Source organism: Cellulosimicrobium sp. CUA-896 (assembly GCF_001942335.1).
In the GTDB taxonomy this organism is placed as follows: Bacteria; Actinomycetota; Actinomycetes; order Actinomycetales; family Cellulomonadaceae; genus Cellulosimicrobium.
On sequence record NZ_MKKH01000019.1, the window covers coordinates 24,439 to 41,922 of the forward strand.

The following is a 17,484-nucleotide window of genomic DNA, read 5'->3' on the forward strand; positions in this document are numbered from 1 at the left end:
CGGGACGCCGGGCCGGGCTACGCTCGGCTCCATGTCGCCGTCTCCCCGGGCGGGAACCTCCCGCCGCCGTGCCCTCGCACCCTTCGCCCTGCTCGTCGGGTCCTCGCTCGCCCTGACCGCGTGCTCGTCCGGCCCGGACGCCGAGGAGCCCGCGGGGAGCGCCACCTCCGGCACGGCCGAGGCCGCGGCGTGCGACGCGGCTGAGCTGCCCACGCTGACCGACGGCGTGCTGACCGTGGGCGCGAGCGAGCCGTACCTGCCTGGTACGCCGGCGAGCCGGAGTCGGGCGAGGGCTTCGAGTCGGCGCTGGTCTACGCCGTGGCCGAGGAGCTCGGCTACGAGCAGGACGCCGTGCAGTGGGAGACCGTGACGTTCGAGCAGATCATCAGCCCGGCCGTGAAGCCGTTCGACATCGCTGCGTACCAGACGTCGATCACGGAGGAGCGCGAGCAGGCCGTCGACTTCTCCAGCCCTTACCTCACGACGCGCCAGGGCGTCATCGTCATGGAGGACGGCCCGTACGCCGACGCGACGAGCCTCGCCGACCTCGAGGGTGCGCGCATCGGCGTGACCGCGGCGCAGACGAGCCTCACGCTGTCCGAGGCCGCGTTCGGCGAGGATGCCGACATCTCCCCGTACAACGCGGCGGGCGACGGCATGCAGGCGCTCCAGTCCGGCACGATCGACGCGATGGTCATGGACGTCGACCAGGGCGTCGCGGCGTCGACCGAGTACTTCCCGGACTCCGTGGTCATCGGCACGCTGCCCGACCAGGGCGTCGTCGAGCAGTACGGCCTCGTCCTCGACGAGGGCTCCGCGCTCACCGACTGCGTCTCGCAGGCGGTCGACGCGCTCGAGGAGGACGGCACGCTCGACGAGCTGCGCACGACGTGGCTGAAGTCGGACGACATCCCCGTCCTGGAGTGACGTGACCGGGCCCGACGACGGGCGCGCGCCCGGGCGGGCGGGCGCCGCCTGGACCCCGTCGCCGGTCGCGCTCGACCGGGCGGCGTTCCGGCGCGCCCAGCGGCGCCGCTCGACCCTCGTGGCGCTCGTCAGCACCGTCGTGGTCGTCACGACGGTGGTGCTCGTCGTCGTCAACGCGCCCGGCTGGGACCGTGCGCGCACCGCGTTCTTCGACCCGGAGAACGCGTGGGAGTCGCTGCCCGCGATCCTCGAGGGGCTGTGGCTCAACCTGCGCGTGTGGGTCGTCGCGGGGGTCGTGGGGACGCTCCTGGGTCTCGGCCTCGCGATCGCCCGCACGAGCCGCGTCCCGGCGCTCTTCCCGCTGCGGCGTTCGCGATCGTGTACGTCGACCTCTTCCGCGGCGTGCCGCTGCTGCTCGTGCTGCTGCTCGTCGGCTTCGGCCTGCCCGCGCTGCGCCTCGAGTGGCTCCCGACGTCGGCGCGTTCCTCGGCGCGCTCGCGATCGTCCTCACCTACACGGCGTACCTCGCCGAGGTCTTCCGCGCGGGGATCGAGTCGGTGCACCCGTCGCAGGTCGCCGCCGCGCGCTCGCTGGGGCTCACGCGTGCCCAGACCACGCGGCGCGTGGTCCTGCCGCAGGCGGTGCGCAACGTCACGGCGCCCCTCGCGAACAACCTCGTGTCGCTGCAGAAGGACTCGGGCCTCATCTCCGTCCTCGGGGCGGTGGACGCGATCCGTGCCGCGCAGATCGCCACGACCGGCAGCTACAACTTCACGCCGTACGTCGTCGCGGGCCTGCTGTTCTTCCTCGTGTCTTCCCGCTGACCCGGGCGGTCGACGCCTACCAGGCACGGCGCGGGTGGGGCCGGTCCCTCGCAACGGTGAGCGGGGCGGGGGACATCCGGTGACCCACCTGCTCTCGCTGCGCGCCGTCCGCAAGACGTACCCGGGACCGCGGGCCGGAGAGCCTCGTGCGGTGCTCGACGGGATCGACCTCGACGTCGACCGGCACCGCTGCGTGGTCCTCGTCGGTGCGTCGGGGTCCGGCAAGTCCACGCTGCTGCGCGTGGTCAACCTCCTCGACGACGTCGACGACGGCCAGATCCTGCTCGACGGCGAGGACGTCGCCGACCCGCGCCTCGACGCCGACGCCGTCCGGGCCCGGATGGGCATGGTGTTCCAGGCGTACAACCTGTTCCCGCACATGCGGGTGCTCGACAACGTCACGCTCGCGCCGCGGCTCGTGCACCGGCGGGCGCGCGAGGAGGCCGAGGAGGCAGCCGTCGCGATGCTGCGTCGCGTCGGGCTCGGCCACAAGACCGCCGCGTACCCGGACCAGCTCTCCGGCGGCGAGCAGCAGCGCGCCGCGATCGCCCGGGCGCTCGTCAACGAGCCCGAGCTGCTGCTGCTCGACGAGGTCACGTCCGCCCTCGACCCCGAGCTCGTCGGCGAGGTGCTCGACGTCCTCGCCGAGCTGCGCGCCGAGGGCCGCACCATGCTCGTCGCCACGCACGAGATGGGCTTCGCGCGACGTGTCGCCGACGAGGTCTGCTTTCTCCACGACGGCCGCGTGCACGAGCGCGGCACGCCCGAGCAGGTGCTCGCGACCCGCAGCAGCCGCGCACGCGCGAGTTCCTGCGCCGTCTGCACGCCTGAGCCGGCGTCGGTTGGGGGACAGCATGCCCTCGGGGTTAGGGCGATGGACGATTCTCCGGTCGATCCCGCGTGGAACGAGGAACGGATGCTGAAGCGCGGCGCCGGGCCAGTCCTGAACCCGGCTGGGACGTACCTAGTGGAGTCAGCCAGCACCGGCAGCGAAGCCTTCGGCCCGCCGCTGTCTGACCCCTCAGGCAGAATGTGGCCGACAATATTCGACCTGAGCGTGAGGACAGCAGTGAGCGACGAGGATGCGCCCCTACGGCGGGTACGGTTCTTTGGTCCCGATGACCTGGCAGCGGGCGTCTATGTCGGACGGGTCGCCGAACTTGTTGAGCACTTCGATACTTCAAATGTTCCAGTCTGTGCGATGGATGTGATCGAGCTGCACAACGTTCAGCAGTACATCGAACACGGTCTCCTTCCTCATGACTTCACCGAGTCCGAGCGCGCCATCGCCCGGGCGCGGGTAGGCCAAATTCAGAGCGTGGTGGCCCGGTTCTTCTCCGCGGTTGATGATGCCAACTGCGCTGACGTCATGAGGGATGTTAAGTACGAGTACCACCGCGATCTGCTCGATCTACTTGGACGAAATAAGGCGTTCGAGCGCTGCAGCGCCGCGGCGATGCAGCACGCGCTTCGGCAAGCGGACGTCCGCATGGGCGACATCCTCGCTTGTAAGAAGCTTGTCGCTGCCTACGGTGGCGAGATTCGAGACGCAATGCTTGAAGCGCCCAGAAACGCGGAGCACCTGGTCCGGAAGTACATGGAGAGAGACGCACGCGTCAAGGTGTACCTTCCCGCAACCTTCACGCCCGCCGATGCGCGCGACCTTCTTGAGCGTTACGTTGACAGTCCAAATGCGAACCCGAACTACGTCGGGCTGATCGAGACGGCTCCCGTCAACGCCTCCACGGGTGTCGACGCGAAGCTGAAGCTGCGGGCGAAGCGGCGGAACGCTGAGATGACCGAGAAGTTTTTCGAGGAGACGATCGGCCTCAAGGTCGGTACTGAGGTTGCGCTCTCAGATGCGCAGGACGAGCCAGCGAAGTTTGAGATGGACGAGTCCGGCGGTTTAGTCGCGCGGTTTACCTATAGTACGCGCTGGCTGGATAGTACGCGCGACAACCCCAGCATTCTCAACAATTTCCAACACCTGTTCGAGTTCGGTAATGACCACGTACTCCTGACCCTTCCGTCGTACCCTGCGCAGCTCGGGGTTTTCGAGCGATTTATGTCGATGTCGGGCGTCACGCACTATCAGGTGGGCGTCGGCTTTCCAGGCGCTCGAATGGAGCAGCTTCCTTCAAACGCGGCTATACCAGCACTACTTGGAGGTGAACGGCTCGGGCCTGGAGGAAGTCATCGCGTGGTTCTTTGAAGACTACCTTGCTGATGAGTTTCGCGCCTTCAACTTCTCCTTTAGGCCGTCGAGCATCGGCGCTTCCTACCTCGAGCGAGCGCGTCATCTTTTTGCCGAGATGGAGAGTGTTGTGGCGCAATTTAGTCTGTTCGTCGAGGATGGGGAACTTGATCGGGATCTGCTTGCCATTACATCGGACCAGGTTCGCTATAAGCAGGTTCCAAGTCTCCTCCCCGGCAAGTATGTCTACCGTTCGGAGAGCCCGGAGATCGTGGGCATACTGCACACGATGTTCTCCGACCAGTCGGCACTCGCCCATATCAACGAAGGGCTGGAGGGGAGCGATGCCGCTCGGCTGCTTCTAGAGAAGGCCGTTGCATACGACGACTTCCACGATTATCAGAAGCGAATTGTGGATGACCTGATGGGGCTCGGCATCCTGGAGGAAACGGGAAGCCGGGTTCGAATTGCCAACGCAGAACGGTTCTCCATCCTCAACCGTCTGTTCACGACTCAAGCCTGCAGTTATTATCACCTGTCGGAGTCCGGGCGTGCAGAGTTGGATGCCATGGAGGCGAAAGGTTGGGTGGTGCGCCGGGCGTCCTTGTTGACTGAAGCGGAAGGGCAGTACTTCAATTATCTCCTCAACAAGGTCGATTTCAGCAATGGGCCAGAATGGCGCAACAAGTATCTTCACGGTTCGCAAGCTGACGGAGATGGCGAGGGTTCGCATTTTGCCGCGTATATAACTGCTTTGAGGTCGATTGTTGCGCTCGTCATCAAGATGAACGACGACTTTTGCCTGTCGGCCAATGCTGATACGGCTTAGAGAGTGGCGAAGTTTAACGCAAATGCCACTGACTTGTCGGTACGCTGATCGGCGGTATCGGTCGGATCGCGGCTCGTGCCAACATTTGTGAACGCGCGTTTCTGCGCCGTCCGCAGGCCTGGGTCGCGGCGGCCGGGACTGGCGTCGACGCAGGCGGCGCTCCTCGGTAGGGTTGCTCGCCAGCGTCGCGTGCCGATGGCCGACTGCGTCAAGGCATGGAGTCCTAGAGTCCGGAAGAGGTACCCGTGCGCAGCGCGCGGACCTCTCCTCGTTCCTCCCCCGTTGGTGAGGGCCAGACGACCAGGCTGGTGGCCTGGTACGTCGAGATGACAGCTGTGCACGGCCGGCTCGGCCGTGCGCTCGAGCTGCTCCGCGACACGGCGGACGACGCCCCTGGCGGTACTCCGGACGGCGCGGGCCCCCGCGCGCTGACCTGCTCGTGTATTGCCGCAGCTTCTGCACCGCGCCGAGCCGGCACACACGAGCGGGCACGCTGCGCTGTTCCCCGAGCTCGAGCGGCGGCACCCCGAGCGGTGTGCCGTCGTGCGGGCGCTGCGGCAGGACGACGGCATGATCGCCAACCTCCTCGTAGACCTTGAGGCTGTGCTCGACCGGGTTGCGAGGCGTCTCGGGTGGGCCGGCCACGGTGCTCGAGGTCGCCCGCCACTCGACGGGGTTGGCGCGATCATGGTGTCGCACTTCCGCTACGAGGAGCGCGCTCGGCGAGGTGCTCACGGCGCTCGACCTCGACGCCGCGTCGCAGACGGTGCTCGGGCCGCTATGAGCACCCGCGGTGGCGGGGGCGCCGGGCTCTGCGAGGGTGGACGGATGGTCAACCGCCTCGCCGACGCCGTGAGCCCGTACCTGCGCCAGCACGCCGACAACCCCGTCGACTGGTACCCCTGGGGTGAGGAGGCGTTCGCCGAGGCCCGCCGGCGCGACGTGCCCGTCATGGTGTCCGTCGGGTACGCGACGTGCCACTGGTGCCACGTCATGGCGCGCGAGAGCTTCTCCGACCCGGAGGTCGGTGCGGCGCTCGGGGATCGGTTCGTCGCCGTCAAGGTGGACCGCGAGGAGCACCCCGACGTCGACGCGAGCCTCATGGCGGCGGCGAGCGCGTTCACGCAGCACCTCGGTTGGCCGCTCACGGTGTTCACGACGCCGGACGGCGCGCCGTTCTACGCAGGCACCTACTGGCCGCCCGTGCCCGTGCAGGGTCATCCGGCGTTCCGGGACGTGCTCGACGCCGTGGCTCGGGCGTGGACGCAGCGGCGGGCGGAGGTGCTCGAGACCGGCGGGTCGATCCGCGCGGCACTGCGCGACGCCGCGGCCGGCCGGGCGGCGACGGGACCAGCGGGCGAGCCCGACGGTGCGACCGCAGGGACCGACGACGTCGCGCGCTGGGCGCCCGGCGTCGTCGACGGCCTCGAGGCGCTGGAGGACCGGGAGCACGGCGGGTTCGGCGCGGCGCCGAAGTTCCCGGTCGCGCCCGGGCTGGAGCTGCTGCTCGACGTCGCCGCGTCGTCGGTCGTCGACGAGGCGGTCGCCGCGCGCGCCCTCGTGCTCGCGGGCCGCACGCTCGACGCGATGGCCGCGAGCCCGCTGCGCGACGCCGACGGCGGGTTCTTCCGCTACGCGACCCGCGCGGACTGGTCGGAGCCGCACTACGAGCGCATGCTCTACGACAACGCCCAGCTCCTGTCCGCCGCGACGACGCTCGCGGTGCTGCGCCGTCGGGACCGCGACGAGGACGGCGCGGCGCGCGCCGCGCAGGTCGCGGCCGGCGTCGGGCAGTTCCTGCTGCGGACGCTGCGCCTGCCCGGCGGCGCGTTCGCGAGCGCGCAGGACTCGGAGTCGACGCTCGACGGTCGACGCGTCGAGGGCGGGTGGTACCTGCTGCCGCCCGCGGAGCGCGCCGCGCACGAGCCGCCGCCGCTCGACACCAAGGTCCTCACCGGCTGGAACGGGCTCGCCGTCGAGGCGCTCGCACGCGCCGGTCACCACCTCGACCTGCCGGAGCTCACCGACGCCGCGTGCGCCGCGGCGGACCGGCTGCTCGCGACGCACGTGCGCCCCGACGGCAGCCTCGCGCGCGCGTCGGTCGACGACCGCGTCTCCGAGGCCGTCGCCACGCTCGAGGACCACGGGGCGCTCGCCTCCGCCCTCCTGGTGCTCGGCGGGCTGACCGGTCGCACGCGCTACGTGAGCGAGGGGCTGCGGCTCGTCGCCGCGACCGTGACCGCCGACGCGGGCCTGCGCGCGCCGCAGGGCACGGACCCCGTGCTCACCGGGATCGGGCTGGACGCGGGCGCGGCCGCGGACCCGTCGGAGGGCGCCACCCCGTCCGGCCCGACGACGGCCGCGCGCGCCGCGCTGCTGGCCCACCTCGCGACGGGGGAGGGGCGCTACCGCGCCGCGGCCGAGGCGTACGCGGCGGCGTCGCGCGGGGCGAGCGGGCGCCCCCTGGCGGCCGGCGGGGTGCTGCGCCTCGCCGTCGGGCTGGCCGAGCCCGCCCACCAGCTCGTCGTCGTCGCCGACGACGCGCCGCGCGCCGCGTTCCTCGCGGCGGCGCGGGACTGGTACCACCCCGGGGCGCTGCTGGTCGCCGCGACGCCCGACGACGCCGCCGCGCTCGGCGGGGACGGCCTGGAGAGCCTCGCCGGCCGCGGGCCGGGCGCTACCTGTGCGCGGACTTCGTGTGTCGGCTGCCGGCGCAGGACCCGCAGGACCTGCGTCGACAGCTCGGCGCCTGAGCCGGCGCACCGTCCGGCCGCCCGCCGACGCGTGCCCCCACGGGTGCAGGACGCCGGACGCCGCCGCATGATGGGAGGGCACCTCGGTGCGACGGGGGCGTGCCGAGGTCGGCCGACGGACCCGCCGGAGGAGGAGCCATGAAGGCATCGGTCGGAGACAGGATCGTCACCGCGTCGGGCGTCGTGGGCGGCGCGGTGCGCGACGGCGTGGTCGTCGAGCTGCGGCACGACGACGGCTCGCCGCCCTATCTCGTCGAGTGGGGCGACACGGGCGAGCGCACGCTCGTCTACCCGGGCTCGGACAGCTACGTCGAGCACGTCCCGGGCGCCGAGAACGGCGACGGGACGGACACGACGAAGGTGTGGCGCGTCCAGGTGAGCGTCGTCGAGTCCGAGGGCCGTACCACCGCGGAGGCGGTGCTGGTCGCCGGGCCGCCCGAGCACGTCCGCACGGTGGGCCGTGCGCGGCGCGACCCGCACGACACCGACGTCCCGATCATCGGCGACGAGATCGCCGTCGGGCGCGCGCTGCGGCGCCTCGCGGACCGCCTGCTCGACGACGCCGAGGCGGACATCGAGTCCTCGACGGGCGTGCCCGCGCACGTGCACCAGTGAGCCGCGTGCGCGCCGTCGTGCACGGGCGCGTGCAGGGCGTCGGCTTCCGCGCGGCGACGCGCGAGCGGCTCGGTGTGCTCGGGCTCGACGGCGAGGCCGCCAACCTGCCCGACGGCACGGTCGAGGTGGTCGCCACGGGACGGCCGGACGCGCTCGGGGACCTCGTGGCGTGGCTGCGCGACGGGCCGACGCCGGGCCGGGTGAGCGGGGTCGACGTCGAGCGCTCGGGCGACGCCTGACCGCCCCGAGCCGGACCGCCCCCGCGGGGCCGCCGCCCCGACGGGTCGCGCGAGAGCGTCCGCGTGCCATGCTGAGCCGGTGACCGAGCAGACCGCAGCGCGCGTCCCCCTCGAGCAGCTCGTCCCCGAGGACGCGCACGTCCTCGGGGACCCGGCCGCACCCGTGACGATCGTCGAGTTCGGGGACCTCGAGTGCCCGTACTGCGCCGCCGCGGCACCCGTGCTGCGCGACGTCGTGGCGTCGTCCGCGGGCCGCGTGCGCCTGGTCTTCCGCCACTTCCCGCTGTTCGAGATCCACCCGTACGCGCTCACGGCGGCGCTCGCGGTCGAGGCCGCGGACGCCCACGGCCGGTTCTGGGAGATGCACGAGGCGCTCTTCGCGCACCAGGACCGGCTCGACGACGCGGGGCTCGCCGAGCGCGCGCGGGAGCTCGGGATCGACGGCGCCGCGGTGGTCGGCGACGCGGCGCAGCAGTTCGCCGCCGTCGTGCAGCGCGACTACGCCGACGCCCTCGCGCTCGGCGTGCAGGGCACGCCGACGCTGTTCGTCGACGGCGTGCGCTACCGCGGCCGGGTCACCCGGGAGGGACTGGAGGCCGCGGTCGCCGCCCTGCCGGCACGGTAGCGCCGCCGCGGGGCCCGGCCCTCCCCGCTCAGGTCGCGGGCGCGCGCCAGGGCAGCGGCGGGAGCGACGGCGGCGGTCCGTCCGCCCCCGGCGAGCACAGCGGCCAGCGCTCGCCGAAGAGCCGCAGCGCGAGCGAGCCGAGCACGGCCGCCACGAGCGACCCGGCGAGGATGCCGATCTTCGCCTGCTCGACGAGGACCTCGTCGTCGAACGCGAGCTCGGCGATGAACAGCGAGATCGTGAACCCGATGCCCGCGAGCATCGCGCCCCCGAGCAGGTGCGAGTAGCGCACCCGTCCCGGCAGGTCGCCGAGGCCGAGGCGCAGGGCGAGCGCGGACGCCCGTAGATCCCGACGGCGTTCCCGGCGACGAGCGCGACGGCGACGCCGATCGTCAGCGGGGAGGTCGCCGCGGCGCGCAGCGACTCGGCGTCGAGGGCGACGCCCGCGTTGGCCAGGCCGAACACCGGCACCACGACGTACGCGCTCCACGGGTGCAGCACGCGCTGCAGCTGCTCGCTCGTCGGCACGGCCGCGCGCGCGGCGAGCTCGGTGAGGTGCTCGCGCTCGGCGGTCGTCTCCTGGGCGAGGCGCTTGGCGTACTTCGGCACCAGCGCGACGTCGACGGGCCGCGACGAGCGCGACGGCACGAGCAGACCCAGCAGCACGCCGGCGAGTGTCGCGTGCACGCCCGACGCGTAGACCGCGGCCCACAGCCCGAGCCCGACGAGCACGTACGGGGCGAGCCGCCACACCCCGAGCCATCGCATGACGACGATCGCGGCGACCAGCAGCCCGGCCACGAGCAGTCCCGGCAGCCACAGCTCGTCGGTGTAGAACAGCGCCATCACGGTGATCGCGCCGATGTCGTCGACCACCGCCAGGGTGAGCAGGAACAGCCGCAGCTGGTCGGGGCAGCGCGGGCCGAACAGCGCGAGGATGCCGACGAGGAACGCGGTGTCGGTCGACATGACGATGCCCCAGCCGTGCTGCGCGGGGGAGCCGGCGTTGAACGCGAGGAAGATCAGCGCGGGCACGGCGAGGCCGCCCAGCGCGCCGAGCGCCGGCACGGCGACCGTGCGCCGGTTGCGCAGCTCGCCGCTCGTCACCTCCCGGTTGATCTCCAGGCCGATGACGAGGAAGAACACGGCCATCGCGGCGTCGTTGACCCAGTGGTGCAGGTCCATCTCGAAGGACCACGGGCCGAGCGTCCACCCGGCCGTGGCGTGCCAGAGGTCGTCGTACGCGGACGACCACGGCGAGTTGGCCCACACGAGCGCCACGACCGTCGCGGCGAGCAGCAGCACCGCGCCGCCGGCCTCGGTCGCGAGGAACGAGCGCAGCGACGGGGCGAGCGGCCGCAGCTGGATGCGCAGGGGCGGACCCGGTCGCGCGGGGACGGGGAACTGCGGCGTGGTCGGCGGCGGGGCGGGCTGGGTCACGGGGCCTCCGGCGGGTCGGGCGGACGTCGGGCGGGCGACCGCTGCACAGCGTGACAACTCTCGCCGCCCGCCGGTGCTTCCGCAACGGTCCTCCGCGACGTGCGGAACGTATAGCCACGTGACGTGACGTGACGTGCCGCGACGACGTGGCAGGCTGGGCACGGCCCCCGACGACGGCGGGCAGGACGGAGGTGAGGACGTGGCGGGACGCGTGAGCGTCGACCAGCACCGCGCGGACGTCGCGGCGCTGCTCGCGCCGCTCGTGGAGGCGGCCCGACGGCGCGCGCGCACCGAGGACGTCGACCTCGCCGACGCGCTCGACCGGGTCCTCGCCGGCGACCTCGTGGCACCGCACGCGGTGCCGCGGTTCCGGAACGCGCAGATGGACGGGTACGCCGTCCGGGCGCGCGACGTCGCGGACGGCGCACCCGGGTCGCCCGCGCGCCTGCCCGTCGTCGCCGAGGTCCCGGCGCGGGCGGGCACCGCGCCGGCCCTCGCGCCCGGTGCGGCGGCGCGCATCATGACGGGCGCGCCGGTGCCCGACGGCGCGGACGCCGTGGTCCCGGTCGAGGACACCGGGGCGAGGACCTTCGCGCCCGTGCCGCCCGGTGACGCGCGCACGACGGCCGGTGGCGCCGACCGGACGGTCGACGTCCTCGTCCCACGGGCACCGGGCGACTTCGTGCGCGAGGCCGGCAGCGACGTCGGCGCGGGCGACGTCGTCCTCGTCGACGGCACGGTGCTCGCGCCCCACCACCTCGCGGCGGCGGCGGCGTGCGGGGTCGCACGCGTGCGGGTGCTCGTCCGCCCGCGCGTCGCGGTGCTGTCGACCGGGGCCGAGCTCGTCGGTCCGGGGACCGAGCCCGGCCCCGGCCAGGTGTTCGACGCGAACGGTCCGGCCCTCGCGGCGGCCGTCCGGCGTGCCGGAGGCACGGTCGCGACGGTGGCGCGCTGTCCCGACGACGTCGACGCGTTCGCGCGTGCGCTCGAGGCGGCGGCGCAGGACGCGGACCTCGTCCTCACGTCCGGTGGCGTGAGCCAGGGGGCGTACGAGGTGGTCAAGGACGCGCTGGGCCGCCGCACCACCGGCGACGGCGTGGGTGACGGCGTGGATTTCCGCTCGGTCGCGATGCAGCCGGGCGGCCCGCAGGGGCTCGGCACCGTGCACGGCACACCGGTCCTCACGTTCCCGGGCAACCCGGTGAGCGCGCAGGTGTCGTTCGTCGTCTTCCTGCGGGACCTCCTCGGGCAGGCGGCCGGTCGGCCGCCCGCGCGCGCAGTGCGGCGCGCGCGAGTCGTCGAGGCGGGCGAGTCGCCGGCCGGGAGACGCCAGCTGCTGCGGGGCGCGAGCGTGCCGGGTGGCGGCGTGCGTCTCGTGGGCGGGCCGGGGTCGCACCTCGTCGCCTCGATGGCGCGCGCCGACGTGCTCGTCGACGTCCCGGCGGACATGACAGGGTGGGACGCCGGGACCGAGCTGGAGGTGTGGGAGCTGTGAGCGCAGGCGGTGCCGTGAGCCGGGTGACCGACGACGTGCTCGACGCGTCGGTGTCGCGCGCCGTGGAGGACGCCGTCGCGGCGCCCGAGCACGGTGCCGTCGTCACGTTCCGGGGCGTGGTGCGGGACGTCGACGACGAGCGCGGTGTGACCGGTCTCGACTACGAGGCGCACCCGGACGCGACGGCGGTGCTGCGGCGCTGCGTCGACGCCGTCGCGGCGGAGACGGGTCTGCGCCTCGCGGCGGTCCACCGGTACGGCACGCTGACGATCGGTGACGTCGCCCTCGTCGCGGCGGCCTCCGCCGGGCACCGCCGCGAGGCGTTCGAGGCCTGCTCGCTCCTCGTCGAGCGCATCAAGGCCGAGTGCCGATCTGGAAGCGTCAGCACTTCACCGACGGCGTCTCGGAGTGGGTCGGGCTCTGACGGGCCCCCGGGTCCGCGGGACCTGCGCGGCTCAGCCGCCGATCGCCCCCATCGAGCGCGACGTCGCGGCGAACGTCTCCCGGCCACGGGCCCGGGCGTCGTCGGCGTCCATCCCGTGCGCGAGGGGCTTGGCCCACATGGCGCCCTGCCACGCGCGCGCGATCGCGTCGTCCCGGGCGTCCTCGTCGAGGTCGGGGGAGCGCAGGACCGCGCGCAGGTCGGTCTCGTCGTCGCCGAACAGGCACGAGCGCACCGTGCCCTCCGCGGTGAGGCGCGTGCGGTCGCAGTCGCCGCAGAACGAACGCGTCACCGACGCGATGATCCCCACCGTCTGCGGCCCGCCGTCGACCAGCCACTCCTCGGCCGGCGCGGACGGGTCGTCGCGACCCACCTCCGTGAGAGCGAAGCGCCCGCCCAGGACGCCGAGCAGGTCGGCGGCCGAGACGAGGTCGTCGCGCGTCCAGCGCCCGTCCGCGTCGAGCGGCATCTGCTCGATGAAGCGCAGGTGGCACCCGTGGTCGACCGCCCACGCGAGCAGGTCGGCCGCGCCCGCGAGGGTCTCCGGCATGAGGACCGCGTTGAGCTTGACGGGTGCCAGGCCCGCGGCGAGCGCGGCGCGGATCCCGGCGACGACGTCGGCAGCCGGTCGCGGCGCGTGAGCCGCGCGAAGTGCTCGCGGTCGACGGAGTCGAGCGAGATGTTCACCCGGTCGAGCCCCGCCGCCACGAGCTCGTGCACGCGCTTGTCGAGACCGATCGCGTTGGTCGTCATCGACAGCGACACGTCGGGGGCGGCGTCGCGGGACAGCCGCAGGATCTCGGCGAGGTCGCGTCGCACGAGGGGTTCGCCGCCGGTGAACCGGACGTCCGTGATGCCGAGGCGGCCGACCGCCACCCGCACGAGCCGCCCGATCTCGGCGGGCGTGAGCAGGTCCTCGCGAGGGATCGCGGGCAGGCCCTCGGCGGGCATGCAGTACGTGCAGCGCAGCGTGCACTTCTCGGTGATCGAGATCCGCAGGTCGCGCGCGACGCGGCCGTAGCGGTCCACGAGCGCCTCCGTCGCGGGCCGGTCGTCCGGCAGGACGCCGGGGCGGCCGGCGGAGGGCGCGCGACCGCGCACCTGAGGCATCCCGAGCGCGACGGCGGTCATCCGTCGATCGTAGGCGGGCGACCGCGCGTGGCGCACGGCCGGGCACGGGCCGGGACGGACCGGGACGGGCACCACCGCCCACGCAGCGCGTTTTGCCGTCGCTTGGTGGAAAACACGCCTCGTCATGCCGTTCGGCTATGCTCGCCGCGGGCCGGCGGTCGGCCCACCCGCCCGACGGACGACGCACCCACGAAAGAGACGGCATGGCCTTCTTCGACAAGCTTCGCGGCCAGCTCATCGACATCATCGAGTTCCTCGACGCGAGCCGGGACACCATCGTCTGGCGGTTCCCCCGGCAGGGGAACGAGATCAAGAACCAGGCGCAGCTCGTGGTGCGCGAGGGGCAGGCGGCGGTCTTCGTCAGCGAGGGCCGGCTGGCCGACGTGTTCGAGCCCGGCACCTACACGCTCGAGACGAGGAACCTGCCGGTCCTCTCGACGCTCCAGGGCTGGAAGTACGGGTTCGACTCGCCGTTCAAGGCCGAGGTGTACTTCGTCGCCACGCGTCAGTTCACCGACCTCACGTGGGGCACGCAGAACCCGGTGATGCTGCGCGACCCCGAGCTCGGCGCCGTCCGCCTGCGCGCCTTCGGCACGTACGCGCTGCAGGTCGTCGACCCGGCGGCGCTCCTGCGCCAGCTCGTCGGCACCGACCCGCAGTTCCGCACCGACGAGATCGGCGAGTACTTCCGCCGCCTCGTCGTGGGCGGGCTGGGCCCGGCCCTCGCCGAGGCCGGCGTGGCGGCGATCGACCTCGCGGCCAACCAGCGCGAGATCGCGGACCGCATCGGCGGCCAGCTCAGCGAGGACCTCGCGCAGTACGGCGTCGCCGTGCCGCGCTTCGTCCTGGAGAACGTCTCGTTCCCGCCCGAGGTCGAGGCCGCGCTCGACAAGCGCACGCAGATGGCGGTCGTCGGCGACCTCGACCGGTACACGCAGCTCCAGTCCGCGAACGCGATCGAGACCGCGGCCGGGAACCCGGGCGGCGCGGGGCAGGGCCTGGGGCTCGGCATGGGCATGGCGATGGGGCAGCAGATGGCGCAGTCGCTGGGCGGCTCGACGGCGCCCGCGGCCCCCGCGCAGCCACAGTCCGCGCCGGCCGGACCGCCGCCCCTGCCGGGCGCGGGCTCTCCCTGGTACTGGGCGGTCGGCGGGGCGCAGGCCGGCCCGGGGTCGGTCGCCGACCTGAGCGCACTCGTGCGGTCCGGTGAGGTCACGCGCGAGACGCTCGTGTGGCAGGAGGGCATGGCGGGCTGGACGGCGGCGGGGCAGGTGGCGGCGCTCTCGCCGCTCTTCGCGGCCGTCCCGCCGCCGCTGCCGCAGGACGGCGCGGCGCCCGGGGCGGGCGCGTGACCGGTCCCGGCAGCGCGTCACGGCCGGGTCCACCGCCGTTGCCGACCTCGCCGCCGTCTCCGCGGCCGGTGCCGGCGGCGGACCTCGTCCGCACGCGCTGCGAGGCGTGCGGGTCGCAGCTGGCGTACTCGGCCGCGGCCGGGTCGCTCGAGTGCGTGGCGTGCCGCTCGCGCGTCGAGATCGTGCACGCCCCCGGCGACGCCGTCGACGAGCACGCGTACGACTCCTGGCTGGCGACGGGAGCCGCGCCGGTCGCGCTCGCGGGCGACCAGGCCCTCGCGTGCGACGGCTGCGGCGCGACGACGCACGGCACGGACCTGTCGGTGGCGTGCCAGTTCTGCGGTGGCCACCTCGTCGTCGCGAGCCCCGTCGAGGGGGTCGTCGAGCCGGAGGCCGTCCTCCCGTTCGCGGTCGGGGGCGACGCGGCGCGCGACGCGTTCCGGTCGTGGGTGCGCTCGCGCTGGTTCGCGCCGGGGGCGCTGAAGAAGGTCGGCGACACGGAGTCGCTGCACGGCACGTACGTGCCGCACTGGACGTTCGACGCGGACACGACGTCGCGGTGGTCCGGTCAGCGCGGCGACGCGTACTACGTCACGGTGGGCGACGGCGAGAACCGGCGGACCGAGCGGCGCGTGCGCTGGACTCCCGTGGCCGGCACGACGCAGCGCTTCTTCGACGACGTGCTCGTGCCCGCCTCGACGCAGGTCCCGGACCGCGACCTGGACCGGCTCGGGCCCTGGCAGCTCGACCAGGCCAGCCCCTACCGCCCCGAGTACCTGGCGGGCTACGCGACGGCGCGCTACGACGTCGACCCCCCGCACGGCCTGGAGCGCGCGAAGGACGAGATGGCGCCCGTCATCCGCGGGGACGTCCGGTCCGCGATCGGCGGTGACGAGCAGCGCGTGCACGCGATCAGCACCGCGTACGCCGCCGTGATGTTCAAGCTCGTGCTGCTGCCCCTGTGGGTCGCGACCTACGTGTACGCGGGCAAGCAGTGGCAGGTCATGGTCAACGCGAACACGGGCGAGGTCGTCGGGCGCCGCCCGTACAGCGCCTGGAAGATCACGCTGGCCGTGCTCGCGGGGCTCGCGGTGGTCGCGGCCGTCGTCGTCTGGTACCTGGCGAGCCAGGGCGCCGGCTGAGGTCGCCGGCCGCCGCGCCGGCGCTAGGAGCCCCGGCGCGCGTCGTACGCGCGCTGGGACGCGCCCACCTCGTCGACGGCGTCCTCGAGCACGTCGATGAGCGCGGTGAGGCTGTCTGCCACGCGCCGGCCCAGGGGGGTGAGCGAGTACTCGACGTGCGGGGGGATCGTCCCCCGCACGTCGCGCACGACGATCCCGTCACGCTCGAGGCCCTGCAGCGTCTGGGCGAGCATCTTCTCGCTGACGCCGTCGATGCGGCGGCGCAGCGCGTTGAAGCGCACGCCGCCGTCGCGCAGGCCCGCGACCGTCAGGACGCCCCAGCGGCCGGTGACGGACTCGAGGACGTGGCGGGACGTGCAGCCGCGCTGGAAGACGTCGGCCACCATCTCGTCGGTGGGGCCGGCGTCGAGCGCGCGGGTGTCCGTCGTCATGCGGCCAGGATACGGCGCGCTCACCGTGGGTGCGCTGTGATCCACGCCGCACAAGCATCCGGTTGGTACTGGCGAAAAGTAAGTGCATGATCAAGGTGTGCGTCCCGCGCGACGCCTTCGGGGCCGGTGCCCGCCGCGCCCCGCCGCCCATCCGAAGGAGCCTCCATGACCGTCGCCGTGACCGGAACCAGCGGACACCTGGGTCGCCTCGTCGTCGACTCCCTGCTCGCGCACGGCACCGCGCCGGGTGACGTCGTCGCCACGGCCCGTGACGTCGCGGCCGTCGCCGACCTCGCCGAGCGGGGCGTCGTCGTGCGCGAGGCCGACTACGACCGGCCCGAGACCGTGAAGGGTGCGCTCGCCGGCGTCGACGTGCTCGTGCTCGTGTCCGGGTCGGAGGTGGGCCGCCGGGTCGAGCAGCACCGCGCCGTCGTGGAGGCGGCGCTCGCCGCCGGTGTCTCGCGCCTCGTCTACACGAGCGCGCCCCGGGCGACCACCTCGGCCCTGGTCCTCGCACCCGAGCACAAGGCGACCGAGGAGCTGCTCGCCGCGTCCGGGCTGTCGACGACCGTCCTGCGCAACAACTGGTACACCGAGAACTACGTCGCGGATGTGCTGCGTGCTCGCGAGACGGGCGAGATCGTGGCGAGCGTGGGCGACGGGCGCGTCGCGAGCGCGTCCCGCGCCGACTTCGCCGAGGCGGCCGCCGTCGTTGCGCTGGAGGCGCTGCGCGACGGCGCCCACGACGCGCGGTGTACGAGCTCGGGGGAGACGTCGCCTGGACGTACGACGACCTGGCGTCCGCCGCCGCCGAGGTCGTCGACCGGCCTGTGGCGTACCGCCGGGTGACGCCGGAGCAGCACCACGGGCTGCTCGTCGGGGCCGGTCTGGACGAGGGCACGGCCGGCTTCGTCGTGGCGCTCGACGGCAACATCCGGGACGGGCTGCTGTCCGACGTGACCGGCGACCTGGCGCGTCTCCTCGGCCGCCCCACGACCCCGCTCGTCGACGGGCTGCGCGCGGCCGCCGGCCGGGAGGGGTGACG

13 protein-coding genes and 5 pseudogenes are annotated in these 17,484 nt (G+C 73.4%); 15 read left to right on the top strand and 3 right to left on the bottom strand.

The genetic code is table 11. The features are described from left to right. Positions 1 to 31: 31 nt before the first annotated feature. The 10 genes and pseudogenes from BJF88_RS18960 (at position 32) to BJF88_RS07725 (ending at position 9,006) form a co-directional block, all read left to right on the top strand. The gene (locus tag BJF88_RS18960) at positions 32 to 370 is read left to right on the top strand and encodes a hypothetical protein (protein ID WP_139315968.1); all 339 of its coding nucleotides are present in this window, start codon (positions 32 to 34) and stop codon (positions 368 to 370) included. Beyond that, positions 307 to 927, top strand: a complete 621-nt coding sequence (locus BJF88_RS07685; protein ID WP_255371869.1) for a transporter substrate-binding domain-containing protein — start codon at positions 307 to 309, stop codon at positions 925 to 927. The genes BJF88_RS18960 and BJF88_RS07685 overlap by 64 nt, the downstream gene beginning before the upstream one ends. A gap of 461 nt (positions 928 to 1,388) precedes the next feature. Further along, positions 1,389 to 1,751 (top strand): ABC transporter permease subunit, encoded by a 363-nt coding sequence (locus tag BJF88_RS21720; protein WP_255371866.1) that lies wholly within the window; start codon positions 1,389 to 1,391, stop codon positions 1,749 to 1,751. Between the two features lie 79 nt (positions 1,752 to 1,830). Further along, positions 1,831 to 2,582, top strand: a pseudogene (locus BJF88_RS07695) (amino acid ABC transporter ATP-binding protein). A gap of 85 nt (positions 2,583 to 2,667) precedes the next feature. After that, a complete protein-coding gene (locus tag BJF88_RS20340) occupies positions 2,668 to 3,963 on the top strand; it encodes a hypothetical protein (protein WP_222843954.1) in 1,296 nt (431 codons plus the stop codon). Beyond that, positions 3,920 to 4,774, top strand: a complete 855-nt coding sequence (locus BJF88_RS20345) for a hypothetical protein (protein WP_222843955.1) — start codon at positions 3,920 to 3,922, stop codon at positions 4,772 to 4,774. The genes BJF88_RS20340 and BJF88_RS20345 overlap by 44 nt, the downstream gene beginning before the upstream one ends. An 828-nt stretch (positions 4,775 to 5,602) precedes the next feature. After that, the gene (locus tag BJF88_RS07710) at positions 5,603 to 7,669 is read left to right on the top strand and encodes a thioredoxin domain-containing protein (RefSeq protein ID WP_139315969.1); all 2,067 of its coding nucleotides are present in this window, start codon (positions 5,603 to 5,605) and stop codon (positions 7,667 to 7,669) included. After that, the gene (locus BJF88_RS07715; RefSeq protein WP_075828383.1) at positions 7,666 to 8,142 is read left to right on the top strand and encodes a dsRBD fold-containing protein; all 477 of its coding nucleotides are present in this window, start codon (positions 7,666 to 7,668) and stop codon (positions 8,140 to 8,142) included. The genes BJF88_RS07710 and BJF88_RS07715 overlap by 4 nt, the downstream gene beginning before the upstream one ends. Beyond that, complete coding sequence (locus tag BJF88_RS07720) at positions 8,139 to 8,381, top strand: acylphosphatase (RefSeq protein WP_075828384.1); 243 nt, start codon at positions 8,139 to 8,141, stop codon at positions 8,379 to 8,381. Before BJF88_RS07715 ends, BJF88_RS07720 begins: the two co-directional genes overlap by 4 nt. A gap of 79 nt (positions 8,382 to 8,460) precedes the next feature. Then, positions 8,461 to 9,006 carry a thioredoxin domain-containing protein gene (locus BJF88_RS07725; protein ID WP_075828385.1) on the top strand — a complete coding sequence of 182 codons (546 nt, stop codon included), beginning with the start codon at positions 8,461 to 8,463 and terminating at the stop codon, positions 9,004 to 9,006. A gap of 28 nt (positions 9,007 to 9,034) precedes the next feature. On the opposite strand, the pseudogene nhaA reads toward BJF88_RS07725, so the two are convergent. Beyond that, positions 9,035 to 10,737 (bottom strand): annotated as a pseudogene (gene nhaA, locus BJF88_RS07730) (Na+/H+ antiporter NhaA). Between nhaA and glp the strand changes: the two are divergent. Beyond that, positions 10,646 to 11,941 (top strand): gephyrin-like molybdotransferase Glp, encoded by a 1,296-nt coding sequence (gene glp / locus BJF88_RS07735; RefSeq protein WP_075828386.1) that lies wholly within the window; start codon positions 10,646 to 10,648, stop codon positions 11,939 to 11,941. The pseudogene nhaA and the gene glp sit on opposite strands and share 92 nt — an antisense overlap. A 62-nt stretch (positions 11,942 to 12,003) precedes the next feature. After that, a pseudogene (locus BJF88_RS23280) lies at positions 12,004 to 12,246 on the top strand (molybdenum cofactor biosynthesis protein MoaE); the annotation flags it as partial. A gap of 150 nt (positions 12,247 to 12,396) precedes the next feature. Here BJF88_RS23280 and moaA read toward each other — a convergent pair. Continuing rightward, positions 12,397 to 13,514, bottom strand: a pseudogene (gene moaA, locus BJF88_RS07745) (GTP 3',8-cyclase MoaA). 203 nt (positions 13,515 to 13,717) lie between these two features. Here moaA and BJF88_RS07750 point away from each other — a divergent pair. Next, entirely contained in the window at positions 13,718 to 14,866 is a 1,149-nt protein-coding gene (locus BJF88_RS07750; protein WP_075828387.1) for an SPFH domain-containing protein, read from the top strand. Between the two features lie 68 nt (positions 14,867 to 14,934). Further along, positions 14,935 to 16,008 (top strand): hypothetical protein, encoded by a 1,074-nt coding sequence (locus tag BJF88_RS07755; protein ID WP_075828388.1) that lies wholly within the window; start codon positions 14,935 to 14,937, stop codon positions 16,006 to 16,008. A 23-nt stretch (positions 16,009 to 16,031) separates the two neighbouring features. On the opposite strand, the gene BJF88_RS07760 is transcribed toward BJF88_RS07755, so the two are convergent. Next, positions 16,032 to 16,439: a helix-turn-helix domain-containing protein gene (locus BJF88_RS07760; protein WP_075828389.1), complete on the bottom strand. Its 408-nt coding sequence runs from the start codon at positions 16,437 to 16,439 to the stop codon at positions 16,032 to 16,034. A gap of 165 nt (positions 16,440 to 16,604) precedes the next feature. Between BJF88_RS07760 and BJF88_RS07765 the strand changes: the two are divergent. Continuing rightward, positions 16,605 to 17,482, top strand: a pseudogene (locus BJF88_RS07765) (NAD(P)H-binding protein). Positions 17,483 to 17,484: the final 2 nt, after the last annotated feature.